We start from the raw sequence: 26209 nt of genomic DNA on the forward strand, positions 1-26209 counted from the left end.
GCCTCCGGCTGGTGGTCCGTTTCACAGAAGATGCCAGAAGTTCGGCAAACGCTGCGTGATCCGGCGACTCCTGCTAGACGGCGAAGGCCCCGGCCGGTGACGGGTGTCACCGGCCGGGGCCCGGCCTGAGCGCGAGGTCAGGAGATGTCGCGCTTGCGGATCGTGGCGACGCCGATCGCGCCGGCCACCACCGCGTACCCGATCAGCACCAGCGCGCCCGCCCACTGCGGCGGGTTGCCCGGGATGTTGGTGTCGCCGCCCACCATGAGCCCGGAGGCCAGCGACGGAACCAGCAGCTGGAGCTTGTTGATCCAGTCGCCGTACCGCGAGGCGAGCAGGCTCAGCACGATCGCCGCGCCGATCGCGCCACCCAGGTAGAACAGGATGCCGGTCACGGTGGCGCCGATCTGGCTGCGGATCAGCACGCCGAGCCCGACGCCGAGCACCGACCAGAGCACGTAGGCCAGGCCGTTGAGCGCGATCGCCCGCCAGATCGCCCCGCTGCCGAGCTGCGAGCCGACGTCCACCGAGCTGAGGATCAGCGGCGCGGTGATCAGGTTCAGCACCGTGGTGACGAGCCAGAACAGCAGCGCCAGCACGCCGGCCGCGACCAGCTTGGCCAGCATCACCGCGGTGCGGTGCGGCGCGGTGAGGAACGTGGTGGTCACCGTCTGGTGGAAGAACTCGCTGGTCACCACCACGATGCCGAGCAGCAGCACGATGAGCAGGCCGAAGAACTGGCCGTTGGTGTAGAGGTTGGCCGCCAGGTTGTCGGCGGCCGAGATGGCCTGCAACTGGTCGGACTGCTCGGCCGGCACCTCGCCGAAGTCCCCGCCGGCCAGCGCCTCGGTCTGCAGCCAGTTGAAGAACAGCGTGAGCGCCCACAGCGCCAGGCTGATCAGCCCGAAGATCCACCACGTGCTGGTGGTACGGATCTTGAGCAGTTCGGATCGGACAAGCGTCATCGGATCTCCGCCTTTCCGGCCGTCAGCTCCAGGAAGACCCCTTCGAGGTCGGGCCGCTCGGTGGTCAGCTCGTGCAGCTCGACCTTGGCGGCCAGTGCGAGGCGGCCCACGGTCGGGGCGTCCACGCCGCTGACCAGCAGCGCGCCGTGCGGGTCGGCGTCGACGGTGGCGGACTGCTCGCGCAGCACCGTGGCCAGATCGTCGGCCTGCGGGGTGCGCACCCGCACCCGGACGCCGTGCGTCATCGACGCCATCACCTGGTCGACCGGACCCTGCCGGACCAGCTTGCCGGCCGCGATGATCACCACGTCGTCGGCGAGCAGCTGCATCTCGGAGAGCAGGTGGCTGGAGACCAGCACCGTACGACCCTCGGCGGCGAGCCCCTTGAGGAAGCCGCGCATCCAGCGGATGCCCTCCGGGTCCAGGCCGTTGGCCGGCTCGTCCAGGATCAGCACCTGCGGGTTGCCGAGCATCGCGGCGGCGATGCCGAGGCGCTGCTTCATGCCCAGCGAGTAGCCCTTGAACTTGCGCTTCGCCGCGGGCGAGAGCCCGACCAGGGCGAGCGCCTCGTCGGCGCGCTCCTTCGGCAGCCCGGCCGCCGCGCAGATCACCCGCAGGTGGTTGATGCCGGTGCGGCCCTTGTGCGCGCTGGACGCCTCCAGCACCGCGCCCACCGTGCGCAGCGGGTCGGGCAGGTCGGCGTACCGGCTGCCGCCGATGGTCGCCGTGCCGGCACTCGGCGTCACCAGGTTCAGCAGCATGCGCAGCGTGGTCGTCTTACCGGCGCCGTTCGGGCCGAGGAAGCCGGTGACCCGGCCCGGCTCGACGGTGAACGACAGATTGTCCACCGCGCGGACGGTCTTGTATTGCTTGGTCAGGCCGGACACGATGATCTGGCCGGTCCCGGCACTGGGGCGTGGCTGCCCGTCGGACATCATTCTCCTCTCCTGCCCCGGCGGGCATGACGCGCGCCGGTGGGGGCGCTGTTGCGGGGGCGCCCCGCAACAGCCTTCCAACCCGGCGCAAGGGGGTCAATCAGGCGGGACGTGTACGCGCCGTCCTCCTCAGGTAGGACATCAGGCGGTCGCCAGCGCCACCCAGGTGGCCCGGGCGCGGCCGAGCAATGCGCCGTCCGCACCGTACAGGCTGGTGTGCACCTCCGCCTTCCGCCCCTCACCGCCCACCGCGAGGCCGGTCACCACGCACTCGTCGCCGGGTCGTGGCAGCGCCGTGACCTGTGCGGCGATCCGCCCCAGGACGTACGGGCGGCCGGGCGCCAGCACCGCCCAGCCACCCGGGCAGTCCAGCGCCGCCCACACCGTCGCGGGCGTCACCTCGGCCGGGGCGCGGAACGGCGCGGCGGTCCGCCCGTCCGGCAGCCGCCCCGGGAAGATCCGCAGGCCGTCCGGGTGCGCCGGGCCGCAGACGAAGCAGCGGGGAAACGGGTGGTCCAGCAGACCGGGGTACGCCCGCGCGGCGTCGGCCGCCGTCGCCCGGTCCACCGGCGGCACCACCGCCTCGACCGGCTCCACCCGGCGTACCTGGGCGATCAACTGGCCGTCCGGGTCGCGTACCTCGCCGTCGGCGGCGGTCAGCGGGGTCTCCAGCGGCGGCGGCCGGCGCAACGTGACCTCGACCGGCCCCCGGTCGTCGATCAGCGCGGCGAAGATCCCGGCGCTCCAGCCGCCGTTGCCCGAACCGTCCGGTCCCTGGAACCGGGCCTCGACCAGCATGCGCACCTCCGGGTTCACCTCCGCCGGCGCCCTCGCCGGCGGTCCGTCCGGCAGCCTCGCACACCCCCGCGCCGCACCGGCCGTCCCGGTGCGCACGACGCCGCCGACCGGCGTTCACCGGATCGACACCCCTCACCCCGCCCGGTGGCAACCCACGGCACCTACACAGGAGCCATGGCCGTTCTGCACGCCGCTGGCGCACCGCTCACGACCAGCGGTTACACCCTGCTGATCGCCGACGACCCGACACTGGTCGCGGCCGCGCAACGCCTGCGCCACGAGGTGTTCGCCGGCGAACTCGGCGCCACAGTGCCGAGCGCCGTCACCGGGCTCGACTCCGACGAGTTCGACGCGCACTGCGACCACCTGGTGGTGCTGCGCGAGGGCACCGGCGAGGTCGTCGGCACGTACCGGCTGCTGCCACCCGGCCGCACCGCACGCCGGTACGCCGACGGCGAGTTCGACCTGCGCCCGCTCGCCCCGCTCCGCGACGACCTGGTCGAGGCGGGCCGCTCGTGCGTGCACCCGGACCACCGGACCGGCGCGGTGATCAACCTGATGTGGGCCGGGATCTGCCGCTACCTGCATCTGCGCGGCTCCCGCTGGCTCGGCGGCTGCGCCTCGGTGCCGGTCACCGACGGCGGGGTCGCCGCCGCCGCGGTGTGGGCCGAGGTCAGCGCCCGGCACCTGGCCCCGCCGGCGCTGCGGGTCACCCCGCGCCGACCCTGGTTCGCCGAGGCGCCCGCCGCCGACCCGGGCGCGCTCACCCCCGCCGGGGGCCGGGCGCTCGTGCCGCCGCTGCTGCGCGGCTACCTGCGGCTCGGCGCCTGGGTGGCCGGTGAGCCGGCGTACGACAGCGACTTCGGCTGCGCCGACTTCTACGTGCTGTTCTCGCTCGACCTGATGAACCCGCGCTACCTGCGGCACTTCCTCGGCGGCGGCTCGTGACCGCAGCTGCTCCTCCGCGTGGCAGGGCCGCGGCCGGTCCCGTCGGGGGCGTGGCCGGTCGTGCCGGGGGCGGGCCGGGGGAGGGCCTGTGGCGGCCCGCGTCGGGCTGCGGGCCGGACTGCCTGCCACCGCCCACCACCCCGGACGTGTCGCGCCTGCGCCGGGCGGGACGGCTGCTCGGCGTACTCGGAATGCTGCTGGCCGGGGCCGGCCTGGCCGCGCTCCTGCCGCTGCTGCCGGCGGCGCGTGGGCGGGCCGCGACGCGCGGCTGGGCGCGGTGGACGCTGCGTACCCTCGGGGTGCGGCTGGTGGCCCGGGGCCGGGCGCCGCGTGGCCGGGTGTTGCTGGTCGCCAATCACGTCTCCTGGCTGGACGTCCTGGCGGTGCTGGCGGTCTCGCCGGCCCGGATGCTGGCCAAACGCGAGGTGCGGCGCTGGCCGGTGGTGGGTGCGCTCGCCGCCGCGGCGGGCACCGTGTTCGTGGACCGGTCCCGCCCGCGCGACCTGCCCGCCACCGTCGCGCGCGTGGCCGAGTCGCTGCGCTCCGGGCGGCCGGTGGCGGTCTTCCCGGAGGGTACGACCTGGTGCGGCGCCGCCACCGACTGTCGCCCGGCCGGTGGCTTCCGCCCGGCGATGTTCCAGGCCGCCGTGGCCACCGGCACGCCGGTGGTGCCGCTGGACCTCGCCTACCGGTACGGCGGTGACCCGGGCACGCTCGCCGCCTTCCTCGGCGAGGAGACGCTGTGGGCCTCGGTGCGCCGGGTGCTCGCCGCCCGGGGCCTGACCGTGACCGTGACGGTGCGCGCCGCGCTGTACCCGGCGCCGGGGGCGGACCGTAGGGCGCTGGCCCGGGCCGCCGAGGCCGCGATCCGCCCGACCCCGCCCGTCCGCAGGGCTGACCGGCGCGCGCGTCGCGCCGGACCGTCAGAGATCTTGGAAGCAAACGGCCGTCATGAGGACAGCCGTCATGAGGACCTTTTGCTTCCAAGATCTACCGGCTGCGGGCGGACGAGGGGGCGAACGGGCGTCGGAGACGCGACACAGTCGCGATAGGCGCTTGTTCAGTCGCGATGTATCGCGTTACGCTCCTCGTGTTACTCGACGTGCCGTCGGTCGGTACGTCGTCGAGGGGAGGACGCCATGACCAACTGGACGGTCGACAGCCCGCAGCGGATCACGGTGGACGAGCCGGTCACCCGGCTCGACGTCCGGCTGGTCAGCGGCCGGCTCAACGTGGTCGCCACGGACGGCCCGGCACGGGTCGACGTCACCCGGATCGGCCGGCGGCCACTCCTGGTCGAGATGCGCGACGGCCGGCTGACCGTCCAGCACGAGCGGCCGACCCGGTGGCCGGGCGTGCTCTGGTCCTTCGGCGGCTTCCACCGCCGGTATCGCGCCGAGGTGTCGGTCGCCGTACCGGCCGAGGTCCTTGCCGACCTGCACCTGGTGGACGGCACGCTCGTCGCCTCCGGCCTGCGCGGGGACACCAGGGTCGACGTCACGTCCGGCGAGGTCACGCTGCGGGGGTTGCGGGGACGCACCAGCGCCAAGGTCATCTCCGGCCCGGTCGAGGCGCTCGGCATCGGCGGCGACCTCGACCTGGAGACGGTCTCCGGTGAGCTGATCCTCGCCGACAGCGCGCCCGAGCGGGTACGCGCCCACGCCGTCTCCGGCTCGATCACCTGCGACCTGGACAACCCGCGGGGCAGCGAGATCCGGCTCAGCGCCATCTCCGGCAGCATCACCGTACGGGTTCGCGAGGACAGCGACCTCACGGTGCACCTGCACACCACCGCCGGCAAGATCACCAGCGGCTTTCCGCAGGTGGACGGCGGGCAGCGCGGCTTCGGTTCGATCAAGGACAGCCACGGAGTGCTCGGCGGCGGTACGGGTAGGCTCTGGGCCTCCGCGACCTCCGGCAGCATCGCGCTGCTCGCCCGCCCGGTCGCGACCGCCGAGGACGTGGAGGAGCTGCCGTGACCGCCGTGTTCAGCCACGGCCGGCTCCGGCTCTACCTGCTGAAGCTGCTCGACGACGGCCCGAAGCACGGATACGAGCTGATCCGCCTGCTGGAGGACCGCTTCCTCGGCCTGTACGCGCCCAGCGCCGGCACCATCTACCCCCGTCTGCAACGGATGGAGGCGGAGGGCCTGGTCACGCACACCGCCGTGGGCGGCCGCAAGGTCTACGAGATCACCGAGGCGGGCCGCGCCGAACTGCGGCAGCGCGCCGACGAGCTGTCGACCCTGGAGGCCGACATCGGCGCCGCGGTCGAGGACCTGTCCGCGCTGGCCGGTGAGATCCACAACGAGGTACGCGGCTCGGTCCGCGACCTGAAGCGCGAACTGCGCGAGGTGGCTCGGCAGACCCGGCAGGGCGCGTGGACGGCCTCCGCCACGGCCCGTCCGGCGGGCGACGGGGGATCGGCCCGTCCGGACGACTCGCCGCTGCTCGCCGAGTTCGACAAGCGGCTGGCCGCGTTCACGGTCGAGGTCGGCGCGCTGGTACGGGCGCGGCGGCTCAGTGACAACCAGCTCCGGACCGCGATCCGGATGCTCGACGGGGCGGCCGAAGGGCTGCGGCGGCTGTTCCGCTGATCTCACAGGTTGTTTCCAGGGTCCACCCAGCGTGGCCGCAGCCGGAGCGCGGATGATGGGGCCCATGGCGGCTACCCAGACGGAGGCTCGACTGCTCGTGGTCGAGGACGATCCCAACATCCTCGAACTGCTCTCCGCGAGCCTGCGTTTCGCGGGCTTCGACGTGGCCACCGCGACCAGCGGCAGCGCCGCGCTGAACGCGGCCAAGGACCACCGGCCCGACCTGGTGGTGCTGGACGTGATGCTGCCCGACCTGGACGGCTTCGAGGTCATCCGGATGCTCCGCGAGGGCGGCACCCGTACCCCGGTGGTCTTCCTGACCGCGCGCGACGCCACCGACGACAAGATCCGCGGGCTCACCCTGGGCGGCGACGACTACGTCACCAAGCCGTTCAGCCTGGAGGAGCTGACCGCCCGGATCCGGGCCGTGCTGCGGCGCACCGCGACCGGCGACCAGACCCCGTCCCGGCTCACCTTCGCCGACCTGGAGCTGGACGAGGAGACGCACGAGGTGCACCGCGCCGGTCAGCGGGTGCAGCTCTCGCCGACCGAGTTCAAGCTGCTGCGCTACCTGATGCTCAACGCCAACCGGGTGCTCAGCAAGGCGCAGATCCTCGACCACGTCTGGAACTACGACTTCCGCGGTGACGACAACATCGTCGAGTCGTACATCTCCTATCTGCGGCGCAAGGTCGACAACACGCAGCCGCGGCTGATCCACACGCTCCGGGGAGTGGGTTACGTGCTACGCAAGCCGGCGGCGTGAACGTCGTCCACGACGCGAAGGGCAGGCTGCGCAGCATCCCGCTCCGGCTGAAGCTCGTCGCCTCCGTCCTCGCGCTCGTGGCTGCGGCCCTGGTGGTGATCAGCGTGTCTACCGCCTATTTCCTGCGCAGCTATCTCGTCGGGCAGATCGATACCGAGCTGAGCGACTCGGTGAACCGGTTCGAGTCGATCCCGCCGACCGGTATCACGTTGCCCAGCGACTACCTCGTGGTGCTGACCAGCCGGGGCAGCGGAGAGGTCGACGGCGGAATCGCCTACGACACGGATCGGTTCCAGGAGCGGGACCTGCCGAGCTGGCCCACGGAGGTGAGCGGGTTCCGGAAACTGGAGGGAGATCCGTTCACCGTCCGGGCGCGCGACAGCTCGGTCCGCTGGCGGGTGCTCTACACCCAGTTGCCGAACGGGCAGATGGCGTTGATCGGGGAACATCTGACCGACGTCGACATGGCCGTTCGACAGCTCGTGTGGATCGACCTTCTGGTCGGGGGCGCGGTGCTGATCTCACTGGCGTCCGTCGGCGCCGGAATCGTCCGTACCAGCCTGAAGCCGCTGGTGGAGATAGAGCGTACGGCGGCGGCCATCGCCGGCGGCGACCTGACCCGGCGCGTGCCCGACCCGGAGATGGGACGGCCGTGCCCGACCTCGGAGCTGGGTCGCCTGTCCCGGGCGCTGAACGCGATGCTGGCGCAGATCGAGGCCGCGTTCACCGCGCGGGCCGCCTCCGAGGCGGCGGCGCGCAGCGCCGAGATGGGCGCGCGGGACGCGGCCGCGTACGCGCAGGCGTCGGAGGCGCGGGCCCGCCGGTCCGAGGAGCGGATGCGGCAGTTCATCGCCGACGCCTCGCATGAGCTGCGGACGCCGTTGACCACGATCCGGGGCTTCGCCGAGCTGTACCGGCAGGGCGCGGCGCGCGCGCCGGAGCAGACCGCCGACCTGCTGCGCCGCATCGAGGACGAGGCGGCCCGGATGGGGCTGCTGGTGGAGGACCTGCTGCTGCTGGCGCGGATGGACCGGGAACGGCCGATCGCGCTGGCCCCGGTCGAGCTGCCGGTGCTGGCCTCGGACGCGGTGGAGGCGGCCCGGGTGGTCGCCCCGGACCGGCGGATCGAGCTGGAGCGGGACCCGGGCGCGGGCCCGCTGGTGGTGCTCGGCGACGACGCCCGGCTGCGCCAGGTGATCGGCAACCTGATGACGAACGCGCTCACCCACACCCCACCGGACGCCTCGGTGACGCTGCGGCTGCGGGCGGAGGCGGGCAACCTCGCCGTGGTGGAGGTGGCGGACACCGGTCCCGGCCTCACGCCGGAGCAGGCCGAGCGGGTCTTCGAACGGTTCTACCGGGTGGACGCCGCCCGTACCCGGCGGGCCGGCGGGCCGATCAGCACCGGCCTCGGCCTGGCCATCGTGGCCGCGCTCGTGGCCGCGCACCACGGCACCGTCGAGGTGGACAAGACCCCCGGCGGCGGGGCGACGTTCCGGGTGAAGCTGCCGCTGCTGCCCGAGGCGCCCGAGCCGGGCGAGTGACGTTCAGAAAACTTCCAGGCGGATTCCAGGCTGATGACAGTGCCACAGGGAAAGCTGGGGGCATGACCGACCACGAGACCGATCCGCAGCGGTCGCCGGCCCCCGCCGACGCCGAGCCGTCGCACCACACCGCCGAGCTGCCCCGCGTCGAGAGCGGGACGTCGGACTCCTCGAACACCTCGAACACACCGGCCGCCGCGCCGGTTCCGGCCGACACCCCGGCCGCCGGAACCACGGCGCAGGCCGGAACCACAAACCCGGCGGCTCCGCCGGCCGGCCCGTACCCGCCGCAGGGCGGGACGCCGTACCAGGCCGCGGCGCAGCAGCAGCACCCCTGGTACGGGCAGCAGCACCAGCAGCACGGCTGGGCCCAGCAGCAGAGCGGCTCGGGCTACCAGTCGGCGCCGCACAGCGGCGGGCCGGTCCCGTCGTACCAGGCGCAGCCGTACCAGGGACAGCACGGACAGCACGGGCAGCACGGCTACCAGCCGTACCAGGCCGGGCAGCCGACCCCGCCGTGGGGCACGCCGCAGCCGGCGCGGCCCAGCCGGGCCGGGAAGATCGTCGGCGTGGGCGCGCTGGCGCTGGCGCTGATGTTCGGCTCGGGCGTGGCCGGTGGCGCGCTGGCGCTCGCGCTCGACGGGGACGGCCCGACCCGCACCTACTCCGCCGCCCCGATCATCAACAGCGCCGACCTGCCCAAGATCGCGGCGTCCGTCCAGGACAGCATCGTCACGATCATGACGGGCAGCGGTGAGGGATCCGGGGTGATCCTCAGCGCCGACGGGTTCGTGCTGACGAACAACCACGTGGTGGCCGGCGCCGGTGGCGACACCGTCCGGGTGGTCTTCGCCAACGGCAAGAGCGCGACCGCCAAGATCGTCGGGACCGACCCGAAGACCGACCTCGCGGTGGTCCAGGCCAGCGGGGTCAGCGACCTGAAGGCGGCGAAGTTCGGCGACAGCGACGCCATGCAGGTCGGTGACCAGGTGCTCGCCCTGGGCAGCCCGCTCGGCCTGCAGGGCTCGGTCACCGCCGGCATCCTCAGCGCCCGCGACCGCACCATCCAGGCGGGCAGCGGCCAGCAGAACCCGCAGCAGGGCGCCAGCTCGATCTCCGGCCTGCTGCAGACCGACGCCCCGATCAACCCGGGCAACTCCGGCGGCGCGCTCGTCAACACCCGGGGCGAGGTGATCGGCATCAACACCGCCATCGCCACCGCCGGGCAGGGCAGCACCGGCAACATCGGCGTGGGCTTCGCCATCCCGAGCAACAAGGCCAAGGACGTGGCCGAGAAGCTCCAGCGCGGCGAGAAGATCAGCCACCCCTCGCTCGGGGTGAGCGTGAACGGCGCCGAGGACGGCGGCGCGCTCGTCGCCGCCGTCACTCCGGGCAGCCCCGCGGAGAAGGCCGGGCTCCAGCGCGGCGACGTGATCACCAAGTTCGGCGACAAGGTGATCAACGACTCGAACGATCTGGTCGGCGCGGTGCAGGCCGGCAAGGTCGGCGACCGGGTCGAGGTCGAGTACAAGCGAAACGGATCCGCCGAGACCGCAACCGTGACGCTCGCCGAGACGTCATAGTCCCAAGACCTGCCTCCCTCCTGGGCGGCGGGCGACGGAGCCAAGGGGGTTGGCTCCGTCGCCCGCCGCCCGTCCTCTTTCTCACCCGGTGCGGGTGAGACCGGCTCACCCGCGACCGGGCCACGCTGGGGGCATGACCACCACGTCCACCGTGCGTACCGACCAGCTGATCCAGCGCGACGTCCTCGCCGAACTGGACTGGGATGCGCAGACCCGGGCCACCGACGTCGGCGTGACGGTCGCCGACGGCGTCGTCACGCTCACCGGGCGGGTGGACAGCTACGCGCGGCGGTGGGCCGTCGAGCGCTGCGCCCACCGGGTACGCGGGGTGCGCGCGGTCGCCAGTGACCTGGAGGTCGACCTGACCGCCACGGACCGGCGTACCGACGCCGACATCGCGATCGCGGCCGGCCGGGCGCTGGAGTGGGACAGCTTCGTGCCGGCCGAACGGCTGGACGTGACGGTCGCCGCCGGCTGGGTCATGCTCCGGGGCGAGGTCGAGTTCGGCTTCCAGCGCCGTACCGCCGAGCGTGAGCTGCGCCGGCTGCGCGGCGTACGCGGGGTGACGAACCTGATCGAGGTACGGCCCCCGGCCCCGCCCAGCGACGAGCAGCAGCGCCTCGACCTGCGCCGCCTGCTGCTGCGGCGGACCGGCACCGAGCGCATCGACGCCCGGGTCGACGGCGACACTGTGGTGCTCGACGGCGTCGTGGGCGCCTGGTGGCAGCGCGAGGAGGCGGAACGGGCCGCGTGGGCCCTGCCGGGCGTACGTGAGGTGCACGTCGGGATCGTGGTGTCCGGCTGAGCCGACGGCGTGTCGTTTACCGCGGGCCGGGCCGGGAACCCGCGACCCAGCGGGTACGCCGGGGACCGAGCGGGGAGGACTCGTGGCCGTGAACCAGCAGTCCTCGGAGCGCTGGCGGGCCGGGCCGCTGCGGATCGCGATGGTGGTGCCGCCCTGGCTGTCGGTGCCGCCGCCCGGCTACGGCGGGCTGGAGACGCTGGTCGCGGGACTGGTCGACGCGCTCGTCGAGCGGGGGCACGCGGTGACGCTGTTCGGGGCGGGGACCGGGCACGGCACCTCGGCCGACTTCGTCTCCACCTGCGACGAGCTGCAGTACGAGCGGATGGGCGAGTCGCTGCCCGAGCTGGCGCACCTGGCCCACGTCGACCGCCTGATCGGCCCGGCGGACTTCGATCTGGTGCACGACCACAGCACGATCGGCCCGCTGGTGGCCGGACGCCGCCGGGTGCCCACTGTCGCGACCGTGCACGGCAACCCGGTGGGCGAGTACGGCACCGTGCTCGGCAACACCGACCGGGGGGTGGGCCTGGTCGCGATCTCGCACGCGCAGCGCCGGGCGAATCCGGGGCTGCCCTGGGCCGGCACCGTGCACAACGCGATGCCGCTGCGGGACGTCCCGCGCAAGCGGGCGCCCGGGACGGGACCGGTGCTCTGGCTGGCCCGGTTCAGCCCGGACAAGGGCCCGGACGTGGCGATCGCGGCGTGCCGGGCGGCCGGGCTGCCGCTCACGCTGGCCGGCAAGTGCAACGAGCCGGCCGAGCGCCGCTACCTGGAACAGGTGGTACGGCCGCTGCTGGGCGAGGACGTCACGCTCGTGCTGAACGCCGACCGCGAGGCCGCGTGGCGGCTGCTGCTGGAGGCCCGTTGCCTGATCATGCCGATCCAGTGGGCGGAGCCGTTCGGCATGGTGATGGTGGAGGCGATGGCGACCGGCACCCCGGTGGTGGCGCTGCGCCGGGGCGCGGTGCCGGAGCTGGTCCGCTCCGGGGTCACCGGGTCCGTCTGCGACGACGCCGACGAGCTGCCGGCGGCGTTGTCGGCGGCAGCCGGCCTGGATCCGGCGGACTGCGTCGCGCATGTCGCGGAGAACTTCTCGGTGGAGCGGATGGCCGCCGACTACGAGGCGGTCTACCGGGGCTTCCTGGCCGCGCGAGCGGGCGCACGGGCACCCCGGGCGGTCGCGCCCGCGGCCGCGGGCTGACCGGTCAGGTCTGCCCGGCCACGAGTTCCGCGGCGGCCGCGTCGAGTCGCCGCGCGTACCCGGGGGTGATGCTGCCCTCGCGGCGGCGTTCGTCGATCTTGTCGCGGAGCCGGTCCACGGCGGCGGTCACCTCGCCCTCACCGCTCGCGGCGACCGCGTTGCGCAGCAGGTTGCGCAGGTCCACCCCGACGTCCTCGCGGATCTGACCCTCCGCCAGCCCGGCCTCGATCAGCCCGTCGACCCGTTCGGCGGCGTCGGGCTGGCCGGTCGCGGGCGGACGGTTGCCGCCGGTGGCGGGCGCGCCCGACGGTGTGGCCGGCGCCGTGACGACCGGCGGCTCCGGCGCGGGTGCGACGGTGGACGGCGGCTGGACCGGCCCGGCGGTCGGCAGCACCCGGGGGTCCTCCGGCCGGTCCGGTGTCAGCGTGGGCACGAGCAGCGCGGCGGCGGCGACCACCGCCACGCCGGCCGCCGCGAGCGCGAGGACGCGCCGCCGGCTCGGCGCGGCGGCCGGGTTGCCCGGCGGGACCGGGTCCGCGGACGGCCCGGGCGGCGGGGGAGCAGACGACGGCGGCAGCGCGGGCAGCGTCATGGTGGGCGCCAGCATGGTGGCGGCCTGCGGGTCGGCGGGCAGCATCTGGTCGCGCAGCACGGCCGCCACCCGGTGCGCGGTGGGCCGCTGTCGCGGGTCGCGGGCCAGGCAGCGCAGGCAGATCTCCGCGACCGGTCCCGGCAGCCCCGGTACGCCGTCGAGGCTGGGCTCCGGGCTCTCCGCGAGCGCGGCGCTCAACTCCTCCCAGGTCTCCGCCGGGTACGGCGGGTGCCCGGTCAGCGTCTCGAACAGCAGCACGCCGAGCGAGTAGACGTCGGTGGCCGGCTGGGCCGCCGCCCCGTCCAGCCGTTCCGGCGCCACGTACGCCGGGGTGCCGAACGTGCCGCCGTCCTCGTCGTCGTCCGGCGTCCCGACCCGGGTGGCGATGCCGAAGTCGAGCACCTTCGCCCCGGTGCCGGTCATCATCACGTTGGCCGGGGTCACGTCCCGGTGCACGATGCCGAGCCGGTGCGCGGCGGCGAGCGCCTCGGCCACCTGCGCGCCCGTCTCCACCGCCTCCGGCCAGGGCAGCGGCCCCTCGGTGAGCCGGTGTTCCAGCTCCTCACCGGCGAGCAGCTCCATCACCACGAACGAGGTGATCGAGCCGTCCGGCGCCACCGTCTCGCCGTAGTCGTGCACGGCCGTGACATGTGGATGGTCGAGCTGGGCGGCCGAGCGGGCCTCCTCGCGCACCATGTCGCGGAACCGGGCGTCGGCGGCGAGCGAGGGCGCGAGCACCTTGACCGCCACCACCCGGTCGAGCACCTCGTCGCGGGCCCGCCAGATCACCGACATGCCACCGGCGCCGATCCGGTCGATGAGCCGGTACCGACGGGCCAGCAGGCGGCCGGCCTGGAGTGTCGCCATCAGCTCGCACCTGCCTGGGCTCGGGAGCGCTATCAGGTTGCGTGAATGTGTCTTACCTGTCAACAGTCCGCGCGGCGCCGATCGCGCGGCGCGCATCCGTGATGGCTCCCGGTCACCGCCGGGACCAGCGGGGACGGTCCGCCCGGCCGGCTGTGGGCCGCGTGCCAGGATGAACGTCATGGCAGCAGGTCCGGTGGCGTTCGTGCTCGGCGGCGGGGGAGTGCTCGGCGCGGTCGAGGTGGGGATGCTGCGCGCCCTGTTCCGCGCCCGGATCAAACCCGACCTGGTGCTGGGCACCTCGATCGGCGCGGTCAACGGCGCCCTGGTCGCCGCCGACCCGACCGAGGCGGTCACCGACCGGCTGGTCCGGCTCTGGGCGTCGCCCGAGGCCAGCGAGGTGTACGGCGACTCGGTCGCCCGCCAGCTGCGCCGGTTCGCCGCCCGTACCCACCTGCACTCGCCCCGGCCGCTGTACCGCCTGCTGGAGAGCACGCTGGGCGAGGACACCACCTTCGCCGACCTGGCCGTGCCGTTCCGCTGCTGCGCCGCGAACATCGAGCGCGCCGCCGAGCACTGGTTCCACAGCGGGCCGCTGGTGCCGGCCGTGCTCGCCTCCGCCTCGGTGCCCGGGCTGCTGCCCCCGACCCAGATCGACGGCCAGCACTACATCGACGGCGGCGTGGTCAACTCGATCCCGGTCGGCGAGGCGGTGCTGCTCGGCGCGAAGCAGATCTTCGTGCTCCAGGTGGGCCGGATAGAGCGTGAGCTGAGCCCGCCGCGCCGCCCCTGGGAGATCGCCCAGGTGGCGTTCGAGATCGCCCGCCGGCACCGGTTCGCGCGGGAGATGGCGGCGCTGCCCGAGGACGTGGAGGTACACGTGCTGCCCACCGGCGGGCTGGAGCCGCGCGACGACAGCCCGTGGGCGTACCGGGACACCGCGGCGGTGGGCCGGCGGATCAGTCGCGCGTACACTGCCTCCCGCCGATACCTGGACACCGCGCTGGAGCGCTGATGCCGTTGCCGCCCCGCTGGCTCCGCCGGCTGGTGCTCGCGCCCGGAGTGGTGCTGCTCGCCTTCTTCGTGGTGACCACGCTGCCGGCCTGGGCGCTGCTCGCGCTCGCCGCGTCGCCGCTGGTGCCGGGACGGCTACGCCCGCTGCGGCTGCTCTGGTTCGGCACCGTCTACCTGGTCTGGGACGCCGCCGCGCTGCTCGCCCTCTTCCTGCTCTGGCTGGCCTCCGGCTTCGGCGTCTACAAGCGTGCGCCGGCCTTCCAGCGGGCCCACTACGTGCTCGCCGGATGGTTCCTGCGGGTGATGTTCTGGCAGGCCCGGTGGACGCTGCGGCTGAGCATCGACGTGGTCGGCACCGACCCGGACACCGCCCTGCCCGGCCGCCCCGAGCTGGTGGTCTGCCGGCACGCCGGGCCCGGTGACTCGTTCATCCTGATCCACGCGCTGGTGAACTGGTTCAATCGGGAACCCCGGATCGTGCTCAAGGAGACGCTCCAGTGGGATCCGGCCATCGACGTGCTGCTCAACCGGCTGCCCAACCGGTTCATCGCGGCCGGGCCGGACGGGCGCGACTCGGTGGTGCGGCAGATCGGGCACCTGGCCACCGGCCTGGACGACGACGACGCCTTCGTGATCTTCCCGGAGGGGGGCAACTTCACCCCGTCCCGGCGGCTGCGCGCGATCGACCGGCTCCGCGGGCTCGGGCTGGAGCGGATGGCGCGCCGCGCCGAGCGGATGCGGCACGTACTCGCCCCGCAGCCCGGCGGGCTGCTCGCCGCGCTCGACGCCGCGCCGGACGCCGGAGTGATCTTCGTGGCGCACACCGGCCTGGACCAGATGCTCACCGTCGCCGACGTGTGGCGCGAGCTGCCGATGGACAAGCGGATCGTGATGCGGTTCTGGTCGGTGCCGCCGGAGGAGATCCCGGCCGGCGAGCAGGAACGCATCGAGTGGCTGTTCGACTGGTGGGCCCGCATCGACAGGTGGATCGCGGACAACCGCAACGGCACCGTCGACGCCTGATCCGATTCCCCGCGCCTGTTCGGCGCGCCGGCCGCGCGCCGCGTAAGGTGCGCTGGTGGAGCAGATCTGCGTGGTGACGACTGTGGTGGACGCCCGCGGGGTCGCGGACGTGCTGGCGGCCGCGGCGGTCGCCGGCCGGCTGGCGGCGTGCGCCCAGGTCGGCGGCCCGGTGGACAGCACCTACTGGTGGCAGTCGGCGATCCAGACCACCGCCGAGTGGCAGGTGCGGTTCAAGACCGCGCCGGACCGGGTGGACGCGCTGGTCGACCAGCTCCGCGCCAACCACCCGTACGAGGTGCCGGAGATCCTGGTCAGCCGGGAGGACAGCGGCAACCCCGGTTACACCGCCTGGGTGCGCGAGCAGACCCGGCCCTAGGTACTCCTACTCTGTCCGCCCGCCCCGCCGCCCGCGAAGCTGGCCGGGTGGAGAACACCGGCTACCCCTGCCCCGGTTGCGGCGCCCCGGCCGACCTCGTCGCCGGATGCCGCGGCTGCGGCCGTCCGCCCTACCCGCCCGCCGCCGAGGTGATCCGGCTGGACCGGGAGATCACCGAGCTGGCGCCGCGCGTCGAGGCGGCCCGGCTCGCGTACCACGATCTGTCCGGCCGCCTGTCCACGGCCCGGCAGCGGCGGTCGGCGCTGGCCGCCCGGATCCGTCAGGAGATCCCCGTGCCGGGCGCCGCCGGTCCCGCGCCGCTCCCGGCGCCGCCGCCGCGTCAAATCCCGCAGGCCCCCGCCCCGGTACGCCCCGGCGGCGCGGAAACCTCCACCCGGGCGGTGCAGGGGCTGCTGTTCGTCCTGGGTGGACTGCTGCTCGGCACCGCCGCCGTGGTGTTCACCGCTGTCGCCTGGGCCACGTTCGGGGTGACCGGCCGGGCGCTGGTCCTGCTGGCGGTCACCGCGCTTGCTCTGGCCGCGCCGCTCGTCGCCCGGGCGCGCGGGCTGCGCGGCACCGCCGAGACGCTCGCCTCGGTGGCGTTGCTGCTGGTGGTCCTGGACGGGTACGCCGCCTGGTCGGTGGACCTGTTCGGGGTGACCGGCCTGCCCGGCAGCCGGTACGCGGCGCTGGTCGCTGCCGTCAGTACCGCGGTGGCGGCCGGATACGCGCTGGTCAGCCGGCTCACCGCACCCTGGTTCGCGGCGTGGCTGCTGGCGCAGCCGGTGCTGCCCCTGGCCGTGGCCGCGTTCCGGCCCACCGCCGCCGGCTGGGCGCTGGTGCTGACCGCCGTGGCGCTCGGCGACCTCGCGGTGGTGGTGGCGCTGCGCCGCCGAACCTCCGGCAACCGCGCCGCGGTGGCGGCCGGGCTGGTGCTGGGCTGGACCGGGCACGGCGTGGCGCTGGTCCTGGCGGCCGGCTGCGCGCTGGTGCCGCTGGCGGTCGGCCACGCGGCGGGCACGCCGCTGCTGGCCGGTGGCCCGCTGCTGCTGGTGGTGCTGGCAGCGGTCGCGGGCGCGGTAGCGGCCGGCGGCCGGTTCTGGCGCGCGACCACCACCGGACTGCTGGCGCCGGTGCTCGCGGGCGCGTTGATCCGGCCGGTCGCCGAGCTGCGTTCCGGGCTGCTGCTGATCGCCGCCGGCCTCGTGGTGGCGGCGCTCGCCGGTGCGGTCCGGGCGCTGCCCGCGCCGGTGCGGACCGGTCCGCTCGTGGGCGTGCTCGCGGTGGCCGCCGCGCTGGGCCAGGTCACTGTCGTGCTCACCGGCGTGGTCGGCGCGGCGACCGCGAGCGCCTCGTTCCCGGCCTGGCAGGGCGGGCGGGACGTGCCGGTCCCGTCCTGGGGCTGGCAGCTCCCGGCGGCCCTGCTGCTGACCGCCGGCGCGGTCGCGCTGCTGACGCCCCGGGCCGGCCGGCCGCTGGTCGGTGTGATCGCCGCCGGGCTGGTCGCGCTCGCCGCGCCGGCCGTGACGGCCGTGCCGTGGCCGCTGGTGCTGGTGGTGGACCTCGGGGCGGCCGCCGCGCTGCTGCTGGCGGCGGTGGCCAGGCCGCGCCCGGGCCGGGTGGTCGTCCCGGTCGCCGCGTCGGCCGCCGCGGTGCTGTTCGGGCACGCGCTGCTGGTCGGCGTCGCCGCGCCCGGCGGGGCGGTGGCGGTGCTCGCCGTGACGGCGCTGCTCGGCGTGACGGTGGCCGGGCTGGGCCGGCGCGGGCTGGGCGCGCAGCCGGTCGTCGGCGGCGTCGCGCTCGCGGTGGCGCTGGTCGCCGTACCGGCGGCGGTGGCCGTCGCGCTGTTCGGCCTCGGCGCGCCGCCGTGGTGGCAACTGCGGGGTGCTGCCGCCGCCGTCGTGGTGCCGGTGGTCGTCGCCCTCGCCGTCCGTCGCCTGTGGACCGACCTGAGCGGGTACGCCTCGACCGGGCTCGCCGTGGCGCTCGCCGGGACCGGCCTGGTGCCGCTCGTCGCGCCGGGCGGGGAACCGGTGGCGCTCTACGCGGCGGCGGGGGTCCTGCTGGCGCTCGCCGCCGGGGGTGGCTCCCGGCCGGTGGCCGCCCCGCGCGCGGTGGGCGCCGCGCTGGCCGTGGTGGCGTTGCTGGCCACGGCGCGGACCGTGCTGCTGGTGCTCGCGGGCCTGCCGGTGCGGCCCGGGTCCGGGGTGCCCGCCGCCGCGGCGGCTTCCGCCGGGACCGCCCGCGCCGGGCTGGTGCTGCTGCTCCTGGGCGTCGCCGCCGGGGCGTACGCCGCGACGGGTCGCCGCGTCGCGTGGTGGGTCGCCGGGGCGCCGTTCGGCGCGGTGGCGCTGCCGGTGCTGGCCGAGGCGGCCGGCGCGCCCTGGCCGGTGGTGCCGGCGACGGCGTTCGGGGTCGGGCTGGCCGCGTTGCTGACCGCCGCGCTGACCGGGGCGTACCGGGCGGTGCTCGTGCCGCTGGCCGTGGTGCTGGCCGTACCCGGGTTCGGTGGTCTGCTCGCCACCCGGGCCGGGACGCTCGCCGCGCTCGGTGTGCTGGTGGTGGCCGGGGCGGTGACCGGGGTGGCCGGACGGCCGGCGGTGGTCCGGATCGTGGGGTGGCTGGGCGCCGTCGCGGCGGCCACCGGGTTCGCCCTCGTCGCGTCGCTGACGGCCGGGCAGTCGCTGCGTACCGGGGCGTTCGCGGTCCTGGCCGTCGCGGCCGTGACGCTGCACGCGGCGCCGCTGCTGCGCGTGGTCCGGTCCGGCGGTCCGGGCGGCGTCGGGCGGGCCGGCACGTGGGCGCTGGAGGCGGCGGCGCAGGCGGTGGCGCTGCTCGCGCTGCTGCTCACCGGCGGCTCGTTGCGGCACGCGGCGGCGGTCTGCGTGCTGTGGGGCGTGGCCGTCGCGGTCCGGGTGCTGCGCCGGAGCGAGTCGCCGGGCGGGCGTCGCGTGCTGGCCGCGGTGGCCGCCGGCAGCGAACTGGTCGGTGGGTGGCTGGTGCTGGCCGCGCGCGGGGTGGTCGTGCTGGAGGCGTACACGCTGCCGGCGGCGGCGCTCGCCCTGGGCGCCGGGCTGCTGGCGCTGCGACGCCGGCCCGGGCTGACCAGCTGGCTGACGTTCGGTCCGGCGCTCGGCGCGGCGTTCCTGCCGAGCCTCGTGTCGGTGCTCGTCTCCGGTGAGCCGCAGCCGTGGCGGCGGCTCGCGCTCGGCGCGGCGGCGGTGGCGGTGGTGCTGGGCGGGGCGGCCCGGCGCTGGCAGGCGCCGGTGGTGCTGGGCGCGGCCACGCTGGTGCCGCTGGCGCTGCACGAGCTGGCCCGGGGCTGGGACCTGCTGCCCCGCTGGCTCTTCCTGGGCGTGGGCGGGCTGCTGCTGATCGGGCTGGCCGCCACCTACGAGCGGCGCCGGCGTGATCTGGTCCGGCTGCGCGAGGCCGTGGCCCGGCTCGGCTGACCCGAGCGGCGAGCCCTCTCACCGACTGTGGTGAGAGGGCTTCGCTGCGCCGGTGCGCCTCACCTGATCGGCGAGCCGCCGTCGACCGGGATGGTGTGGCCGTGGATGAACGACGCGTCGTCGCTGGCGAGGAAGCAGACCGCGCGGGCGATCTCGTGCGGTTCGCCGTACCGGCCGGCGGGCGCCTGCATGGTCAGGTCGTAGAACGGGAAGTCGCTGGTGATCTCCGCGCCCTCGAAGGCGGCGGTCTTGATCACGCCGGGGCCGATGCCCACAGCGCGGATGCCCTGGTGGCCGTAGTCGTAGGCGATCTGCTTGGTGAGCCCGATGACGCCGTGCTTGGCGGTGGTGTACTCCGCGCCGACCTCGCTGGCGACCAGGCCGGACGCCGACGACACGTTGATCACGACACCCTTGCCGCGCTCCAGCATGTGCGGCAACGTGGCCTTTGTGGCGAGGAAGACGCCCTTCAGGTCGACCTCCATGACGCGGTCCCACTGCTTGTTCTCGATCTCCAGCAGTGGCACGTACGCGCCGAACACGCCGGCGTTGTTCACCAGCACGTCGATGCGCCCGTACGCGTCGAGGGCGGCGCTCACCATGGCGCGTACCGACTCCTCGTCGGTGACGTCGACCGCCACCGCCACCGCGTCGCCGCCGGCCTCCTTGACGCGGGTGACAGTCGCCTCGGCGCGTTCCAGGGAGAGATCGGAGACGACGACCTTCGCGCCTTCGGCGGCCAGCTCGACGCACATGGACATGCCGAGTCCGGAGCCGACCTGGTCGGGGCTGAAGCCGCCGCCCGTCACGAGCACCACCTTGTCTGTCAATCCACGCACCGTGATGTCTCCCGTCTGTCGATGACCGTGCGTCCGGCACGGCTGACCGTTCGGATGAACTGTACTCATCTTTACGTACAGATTAGCTGGTCAGAGGGGGTGCGCCCACCGATGCGTGGGCTTGCTGCGGTGTGACGAAGATCGTTTGCCCGGGTCCGGCCCGGCGGGGTAGGGACAGCACCACCTTCGAGCCGGGGGTCTGCGGGATTACCCACGGCGACGATCGTCGCCAGAATCGGTGACGGAGAGTTGCGTACGAGAGCGTGGCTCGCGCATCGGGGGGCGACATGACTTCTTCCACGTCGACGGAACCCGCGGCACGGCGGGGCAGCGACTACGCGCGGCTGTCCCGCCGCATCGCCGAGGCGGGACTGTTCGAGCGGCGGCCCGGCCGGTACGCGCTGCGGATCGCGCTCACGCTCGGCGCGTTCCTGGCCGGCTGGGCCCTGGTGGCGCTCGTCGGTGACTCGTGGTGGCAGGTGCCGCTTGCAGTGGTGATGGCGGTGGCCACCACGCAGGTGGCGTTCCTCGGCCACGACGCCGGGCACCGGCAGATGTTCCGGCGGCGCGGGCCCAGCGAGGCGGCCGGGCTGGTCGCCGGCAACCTCGCCGTCGGGCTCAGCTACGGCTGGTGGGTCGACAAGCACAACCGCCACCACGCCAACCCGAACCACACCGACGAGGACCCGGACGTCGGCGCGGGCGCGCTGGTGTGGACGTACGAGCAGGCGAGCGCCACGCGCGGCCTGGGCCGGTGGATGGCCCGCCGCCAAGCGTGGCTGTTCTTCCCGCTGCTGCTGCTGGAAGGACTGGCGCTGCACGTGGCGAGCGTGCGGGCGCTCGTCGACCGCGAACCGGACGGGCGGTGGCGGGTGCCGATGCGGCACCGCGCGGTGGAGGCGCTGCTGCTCGCCGCCCACGCCGCCGGCTACCTCGGTCTGCTGTTCGCGGTCATGTCCCCGGCCAAGGCGCTGGTGTTCGCGGCCGTGCACCAGGGGCTGTGGGGCCTCTACATGGGCTGCTCGTTCGCCCCGAACCACAAGGGCATGCCGATGCCGACCGACGAGGACGGCCTCGACTACCTGCGTAAGCAGGTGCTCACCTCGCGCAACGTACGCGGTGGCCGGCTCGTCGACCTGGCGCTGGGCGGGCTCAACTACCAGATCGAGCACCACCTGTTCCCGAACATGCCCCGCGCCAACCTGCGCCGGGCCCGGCCGCTGGTGATGGCGTACTGCGCGGAGCAGGGCGTCCCGTACGCGGAGACCGGGCTGATCGAGTCGTACCGGCAGGCGCTGGCGCACCTGCACGACGTGGGCCGCCCGCTGCGCGCGGGCTGACCCGGCCGGCTGCCGGTAGGGTCGTCGCTTGGTGGAGGGCGCGCCACGGTGGTGGCGCGCGGCACGGCGGGGCGTACCACCCCGACCGCGTCACGGGACGACATCGTGCGGAGCTGCGGCATGAGATTCGAGATCAGCAAGGTGCTCGACGCCATCGAGGGACGGGTCTGCACCGATCCGTCGCTGGCCCGGGCCGTGGTCGACCTGGCCGAGGTCATCCGCTGGCAGAACCTGGACGGCGGTCGGCCGGCCAGCCTGCTGCGCCTCGGCATGGTCATCGACGCGCTGTCCCGGCAGATCGGTGAGGACAGCGTCCCGGTCTACGCGATCGTGCACCGGGCGCTGCTGTCCGACGCCGACCTGACCTCCAACGAGCGGATGGTGGTCCGCCGCTGGGCCGACGACGGCCTGGTGGAGGTGCTCGACCAGCCCGGTGACCGGATGCTGGAGGTGGCCGACCTGCTCGGCCTGCCGGTGCTCACCCGGGCCCGGCTGGACGGGCTGGTCGGCCGGTACCCGTGGCTCGGGCAGGCCGGGCGCGTGCTCGCCCCGGTGCCCGGCGCCGGTGGGCCGGTGTTCATCGCGCACGTCGGCGGCGGCCAGGACCCGGCCACCGGCAGCCGCTCACCGGCCGGCGTCAAGTTGCTCTCCCGGCAGTGGCGCTGCCCCGAACCGGGCTGCGCGCTGTTCGGCGGCGGCGGGGGCGGCGGCGCGTTCGCCGACCTGGCCGCCGTGGACCGGGCGCCGGCCGAGCAGCCGCCGCCCACGCTGCGCACCGGCGCACCGACCTGCCCCCGGCACGGCGCTCGGCTCTCCGACGCCGGTCCGCGCCCCCGTACCGAGGTGCTCGCGGTGCGCATCGGCGGGCTGGTGCGCAAGCGGTTCGCGCTCACCGAGACCGAGCCGGTGCAGGTCGGCCGGGCGCCGGAGGGGCCGGGCGCGGTGACGCTGGGCCAGTGGCTCAACGACGAGGCCCGGCGCTGGATCAGCCGCAGCCACATCCGGCTGGAGCTGCGCGTGGGCGAGGTGGTGGTCACCGACACCAGCACCAACGGCTCCGGCGTACGCCCGGGTGGCTCGATGGCGGAGAACGAGCGGATCGCGCTGGCGCCGCAGCAGTCCCGGGTGCTCGCCGAGGGGGACCTGATCGAGCTGTACCCGGGCGTGCAGGTGGGCCGCGCCGCCAAGATGAGCAGCGACGCCACGTACACCCCGAACTCGGTGATGGCCGAGGCGCCGACGATGGCGATGCGGCTGCCACGTCAGTGACCCGCACGCGAAGGCGCCGGGACCGTCGCGGTCCCGGCGCCTTCTCGCGTACGGCCTCAGCCGGCCAGCACGGCGGCGAGCTGCGCCACCGCGTGGTCGATCTCCTCTTCGGTGATCACCAGCGGCGGGGCGAGCCGGATGGTCGAACCGTGCGTGTCCTTGGCGAGCACACCCCGCTCCATCAGCAGCTCGCACGCCTGCCGGCCGGTCATCAGCGCCGGGTCGATGTCCAGCCCGGCCCACAGGCCGCGCCCGCGTACTGCCACCAGGCCCTTGCCGATCAGGCCGCGCAGGCCGGCGTGCAGCCGCTCGCCCAGCTCGGCCGAGCGGCGCTGGAACTCGCCGGTCGCCAGCAGCCGGACCACCTCGGTCGCGACCGCGCAGGCAAGCGGGTTGCCGCCGAACGTCGAGCCGTGCTGGCCCGGCTGGAGCACGCCCAGCACGTCGCGGTTCGCGGCCACCGCCGACACCGGCACGATGCCGCCGCCGAGCGCCTTGCCGAGCAGGTACATGTCCGGCTCGACGCCCTCGTGCTCGCAGGCGAACGTCGCGCCGGTACGCCCCAGGCCCGACTGGATCTCGTCGGCGACGAACAGCACGTTGCGCTCGGTGCAGACCCGGCGCACACCCGGCAGGTAACCCTCCGGCGGCACCACGACGCCCTGCTCACCCTGGATCGGCTCCAGCAGCACGGCCACCGTGTTCTCGTCGATCGCCTCGGTCAGCGCGGCCAGGTCGCCGTAGGGGACCACGGTGAAACCCGGGGTGTACGGCCCGAAGTCGGCGCGCGCGTCGGAGTCGGTGGAGAAGCTGACGATGGTGGTCGTACGGCCGTGGAAGTTGCCCTCCGCCACCACGATGTTGGCCTGGCCCGGCGTGACGCCCTTGACCTGGTAGCCCCACTTGCGGGCCACCTTGATGCCGGTCTCCACCGCCTCGGCGCCGGTGTTCATCGGCAGCACCAGGTCCTTGCCGCAGAGCGCGGCCAGCTCGCGGCAGAAGTCGGCGAACTGGTCGTGGATGAACGCGCGGCTGGTCAGCGTGAGCCGGTCGAGCTGCGCGTGCGCGGCCTCGATCAGCTTCGGGTGCCGGTGGCCGAAGTTCAGCGCCGAGTATCCCGCCAGGCAGTCCAGGTAGCGGCGGCCGTCCACGTCGGTCAGCCAGGCGCCCTCGGCCGACGAGATCACCACGGGCAGCGGGTGGTAGTTGTGCGCCGTGTGACGCTCCGCGTCCCGGACCGCGGACGGAGTCCGCAGCATGTCGTCGATGATCACTTGCTCGCCTTTCCCTGACGGAGTCGCAACGTGCAGCACTTCGGTCCGCCGCCGGCCTTGCGCAGCTCGGACAGGTCGATCCCGATGGTTTCGTAGCCCCGGTCGCGCAGCTTCGCGGCCAGGTCGGTGGCCTGCGCGGGCAGCACCACGTGCCGGCCGTCGCTGACCGCGTTCAGGCCCAGCACCTCGGCGTCGGCCATGGTGGCGTGGATCGCGTCCGGGAACAGCCGGCGCAGCACCGCCCGGCTGCCGGGGGAGAACGCCTCCGGCAGGTACGCCACGGTGCGCTCGTCGAGCACGGTGAGCGCGGTGTCCAGGTGGTAGAAGCGGGGATCCACCAGCTGCATGGTGACCACCGGGTAGCCGAAGACCTCCTGGAGCTGCGCGTGCGAGGCGTGCGCGGTGCGGAACCCGGTGCCGGCGAGCAGGTGGTCACCGGCCAGCAGGATGTCGCCCTCGCCCTCGTTGACGTGCTTCGGGTCGTGCATCTCGAAGCCGGCGGCCTCGAACCAGGCCCGGTACGCGGGCGCCTCGTCGGCGCGCTGCGGGTCGCGGAACTGCACCGCCATGGCCTTGCCGTCGATCACGGTGCCGCCGTTCGCGGCGAAGACCATGTCCGGCAGGCCGGCGACCGGCTCGATCAGGTCGACCTCGTGGCCCAGGTCGAGGTACGTGCGCCGAAGCTGCTCCCACTGCCGGATCGCCAGGTCGGCGTCGACCGGGGCGGTCGGGTCCATCCACGGGTTGATCGCGTAGTCGACGGCGAAGTACGTCGGCCGGCACATCAGAAAGCGCTGGCGGATGGCGTCCATCGTCATGTCGTGCTCCCAGGGTCGGGCGCGCCCGGCCACCGTCGGCCCACGGGCTGGCGCCGTGGTCCAACGTTATGCGGCCCGGGTAGACGACATCCACCGCGAGAAGTTGCGTTGAGCAGCGAATCGTTGCGTTGAACCAGTGGGTGGCGAGCGATCGTTGCGTCGACGCCGGACACACTTCGGGGGCGGCGAACCGCCGCCCCCGAAAGAGGTGTTGCCCGGCCGGTGAACCACCGGAGCTGATCAGGCTGCCGACGCCCTGCGTCGGCGATCGGGACAGTGCCCGTCAGAACCAGTTGGCAAACTGTGAGTCGAGCCACTCGCGGAAGCGGCCCACCCAGTCGCCGTCGGTGGTCGGCCAGTCGAACTGGCCGGTCATCGCCACGATGCCGAGCACCACCGCGGCCAGGCCGACGGCGATGCCGATCAGCGCGTCGGTCTTGCCCGCCACGTGCCGGCGACGGGTCGCGATCAGGCCCAGCACGGCCAGCACCGCGCCGGCCGCGCCGACGCCGATGCCGTACCCGGCGAGCGTGCCGGAGAGCACGAACAGCGCCCCGACCACGGAGACGATCAGGCCGAGCGTGGCGAGCAGGCTGGCCCGGGGACGCTTCGTGGTGTACGGCTCCGGCCGGTCCACCCGGCCGTCGCCGTCGGTGTCCGTACCGTCGGGGCGGCCGTCCCGGTCGAGGTCGGCGCGGCCGTCGCGGTCCAGGTCGGTGGTGCGCTCGGCGACGGGCGCCGCGCCGGCGGTCCGCGCGTCGGTCACCGGAACGGTCCGCGTGTCGGCGTCGACCCGGCGGCCGGTGACCGCACGCGCCGCCGCGCCCCGGTCCGCGGCCCGCCGCCGTGCCTCCGCCTCCCGCTCGTCGTCGGCCGCCACGGCCCGGCGGCCGGTCGTCGTGGTCGCCGTCCGGCCGTCGGTGGTGGCGTCGAGGTCGCGTGCGTCCCGGTCGGTCGCCGCGTCCCGGGCGCGCTCGTCGTCGGTGGCGGTGGCGGCGCTGCGGTACGTGGTCCGCTCCTCGTCGCGGTCGGTGACCACCGGCCGGTCGGCCGGCTGCTCGGCGGTCCGGTCGCGTTCGTCGACGACACCGTCGCCGTTGGTATCGGTACTGGTCGCCGGAGCGTTCCGGCGGGACAGGATCTTCACTGTGGCACCTCCTGATCCAGGCGCGGAGGCCGCGCATGACATGCAGGAAGTACCCAGGGG

General features: G+C 74.5%; 23 protein-coding genes. 15 read left to right on the plus strand and 8 right to left on the minus strand.

What is annotated here, in order from left to right:
* Nucleotides 1-137: 137 nt before the first annotated feature.
* From O7542_RS00360 to O7542_RS00370, 3 genes are all read right to left on the minus strand, one after another.
* Entirely contained in the window at nt 138-965 is an 828-nt protein-coding gene (locus O7542_RS00360; protein ID WP_281605552.1) for an ABC transporter permease, read from the minus strand.
* On the minus strand, nt 962-1900 hold the full coding sequence (locus O7542_RS00365; protein WP_166457189.1) for an ABC transporter ATP-binding protein: 939 nt from the start codon (nt 1898-1900) through the stop codon (nt 962-964). Before O7542_RS00365 ends, O7542_RS00360 begins: the two co-directional genes overlap by 4 nt.
* Before the next feature lie 141 nt (nt 1901-2041).
* Nucleotides 2042-2698: a hypothetical protein gene (locus O7542_RS00370; protein WP_069087399.1), complete on the minus strand. Its 657-nt coding sequence runs from the start codon at nt 2696-2698 to the stop codon at nt 2042-2044.
* Between the two features lie 174 nt (nt 2699-2872).
* On the opposite strand from O7542_RS00370, the gene O7542_RS00375 reads away from it, so the two are divergent.
* The 9 genes from O7542_RS00375 (at nt 2873) to O7542_RS00415 (ending at nt 12141) form a co-directional block, all read left to right on the plus strand.
* Complete coding sequence (locus O7542_RS00375) at nt 2873-3646, plus strand: GNAT family N-acyltransferase (RefSeq protein ID WP_281605553.1); 774 nt, start codon at nt 2873-2875, stop codon at nt 3644-3646.
* A 50-nt stretch (nt 3647-3696) separates the two neighbouring features.
* Nucleotides 3697-4698 carry a lysophospholipid acyltransferase family protein gene (locus O7542_RS00380; protein ID WP_281605554.1) on the plus strand — a complete coding sequence of 334 codons (1002 nt, stop codon included), beginning with the start codon at nt 3697-3699 and terminating at the stop codon, nt 4696-4698.
* Between the two features lie 87 nt (nt 4699-4785).
* The gene (locus O7542_RS00385) at nt 4786-5625 is read left to right on the plus strand and encodes a DUF4097 family beta strand repeat-containing protein (protein ID WP_043328551.1); all 840 of its coding nucleotides are present in this window, start codon (nt 4786-4788) and stop codon (nt 5623-5625) included.
* Complete coding sequence (locus O7542_RS00390) at nt 5622-6242, plus strand: PadR family transcriptional regulator (protein ID WP_030503210.1); 621 nt, start codon at nt 5622-5624, stop codon at nt 6240-6242. The genes O7542_RS00385 and O7542_RS00390 overlap by 4 nt, the downstream gene beginning before the upstream one ends.
* A 64-nt stretch (nt 6243-6306) precedes the next feature.
* A complete protein-coding gene (locus O7542_RS00395) occupies nt 6307-7008 on the plus strand; it encodes a response regulator transcription factor (protein ID WP_043328553.1) in 702 nt (233 codons plus the stop codon).
* Entirely contained in the window at nt 7005-8552 is a 1548-nt protein-coding gene (locus tag O7542_RS00400) for a HAMP domain-containing sensor histidine kinase (RefSeq protein ID WP_281605555.1), read from the plus strand. The genes O7542_RS00395 and O7542_RS00400 overlap by 4 nt, the downstream gene beginning before the upstream one ends.
* 62 nt (nt 8553-8614) lie before the next feature.
* Complete coding sequence (locus O7542_RS00405) at nt 8615-10135, plus strand: trypsin-like peptidase domain-containing protein (protein WP_166457185.1); 1521 nt, start codon at nt 8615-8617, stop codon at nt 10133-10135.
* Nucleotides 10136-10268: 133 nt separating this feature from the next.
* The gene (locus O7542_RS00410) at nt 10269-10940 is read left to right on the plus strand and encodes a BON domain-containing protein (protein ID WP_166457184.1); all 672 of its coding nucleotides are present in this window, start codon (nt 10269-10271) and stop codon (nt 10938-10940) included.
* Nucleotides 10941-11079: 139 nt separating this feature from the next.
* Nucleotides 11080-12141, plus strand: a complete 1062-nt coding sequence (locus O7542_RS00415) for a glycosyltransferase family 4 protein (protein ID WP_281606517.1) — start codon at nt 11080-11082, stop codon at nt 12139-12141.
* Nucleotides 12142-12145: 4 nt separating this feature from the next.
* On the opposite strand, the gene O7542_RS00420 is transcribed toward O7542_RS00415, so the two are convergent.
* Nucleotides 12146-13600, minus strand: coding sequence for a serine/threonine-protein kinase (locus tag O7542_RS00420; protein WP_281605556.1), 1455 nt, complete (start codon nt 13598-13600; stop codon nt 12146-12148).
* Between the two features lie 178 nt (nt 13601-13778).
* Here O7542_RS00420 and O7542_RS00425 point away from each other — a divergent pair, with 178 nt between their 5' ends.
* Genes O7542_RS00425 through O7542_RS00440 form a run of 4 tightly spaced genes read left to right on the plus strand, consistent with a single transcriptional unit; the run spans nt 13779 to nt 19462 of the window.
* The gene (locus O7542_RS00425) at nt 13779-14612 is read left to right on the plus strand and encodes a patatin-like phospholipase family protein (RefSeq protein WP_043328558.1); all 834 of its coding nucleotides are present in this window, start codon (nt 13779-13781) and stop codon (nt 14610-14612) included.
* Nucleotides 14612-15634 (plus strand): 1-acyl-sn-glycerol-3-phosphate acyltransferase, encoded by a 1023-nt coding sequence (locus O7542_RS00430; protein WP_140946623.1) that lies wholly within the window; start codon nt 14612-14614, stop codon nt 15632-15634. The genes O7542_RS00425 and O7542_RS00430 overlap by 1 nt, the downstream gene beginning before the upstream one ends.
* Nucleotides 15635-15689: 55 nt before the next feature.
* Nucleotides 15690-16010 (plus strand): divalent-cation tolerance protein CutA, encoded by a 321-nt coding sequence (cutA, locus tag O7542_RS00435; protein WP_030503202.1) that lies wholly within the window; start codon nt 15690-15692, stop codon nt 16008-16010.
* A 47-nt stretch (nt 16011-16057) separates the two neighbouring features.
* Nucleotides 16058-19462: a hypothetical protein gene (locus O7542_RS00440; protein WP_281605557.1), complete on the plus strand. Its 3405-nt coding sequence runs from the start codon at nt 16058-16060 to the stop codon at nt 19460-19462.
* 59 nt (nt 19463-19521) lie between these two features.
* Here O7542_RS00440 and O7542_RS00445 read toward each other — a convergent pair whose 3' ends face one another.
* Nucleotides 19522-20301 (minus strand): glucose 1-dehydrogenase, encoded by a 780-nt coding sequence (locus O7542_RS00445; RefSeq protein ID WP_210887038.1) that lies wholly within the window; start codon nt 20299-20301, stop codon nt 19522-19524.
* Between the two features lie 287 nt (nt 20302-20588).
* On the opposite strand from O7542_RS00445, the gene O7542_RS00450 reads away from it, so the two are divergent.
* Entirely contained in the window at nt 20589-21641 is a 1053-nt protein-coding gene (locus O7542_RS00450) for an acyl-CoA desaturase (RefSeq protein WP_064447862.1), read from the plus strand.
* A gap of 120 nt (nt 21642-21761) precedes the next feature.
* Nucleotides 21762-22910, plus strand: a complete 1149-nt coding sequence (locus O7542_RS00455) for an FHA domain-containing protein (RefSeq protein WP_064447934.1) — start codon at nt 21762-21764, stop codon at nt 22908-22910.
* 56 nt (nt 22911-22966) lie between these two features.
* Here O7542_RS00455 and rocD read toward each other — a convergent pair whose 3' ends face one another.
* The 3 genes from rocD to O7542_RS00470 all read right to left on the minus strand — a co-directional run bounded on the left by rocD (nt 22967) and on the right by O7542_RS00470 (nt 26149).
* On the minus strand, nt 22967-24181 hold the full coding sequence (gene rocD / locus O7542_RS00460; protein ID WP_176722746.1) for an ornithine--oxo-acid transaminase: 1215 nt from the start codon (nt 24179-24181) through the stop codon (nt 22967-22969).
* The gene (ddaH, locus tag O7542_RS00465) at nt 24181-24996 is read right to left on the minus strand and encodes a dimethylargininase (RefSeq protein ID WP_176722747.1); all 816 of its coding nucleotides are present in this window, start codon (nt 24994-24996) and stop codon (nt 24181-24183) included. The genes rocD and ddaH overlap by 1 nt, the downstream gene beginning before the upstream one ends.
* Nucleotides 24997-25285: 289 nt before the next feature.
* The gene (locus O7542_RS00470; RefSeq protein WP_069087373.1) at nt 25286-26149 is read right to left on the minus strand and encodes a DUF4190 domain-containing protein; all 864 of its coding nucleotides are present in this window, start codon (nt 26147-26149) and stop codon (nt 25286-25288) included.
* Nucleotides 26150-26209 lie beyond the last annotated feature (60 nt).

Origin of the sequence: Micromonospora sp. WMMC264 (assembly GCF_027497275.1) — a bacterium.
Lineage (GTDB): Bacteria > Actinomycetota > Actinomycetes > Mycobacteriales > Micromonosporaceae > Micromonospora > Micromonospora chalcea.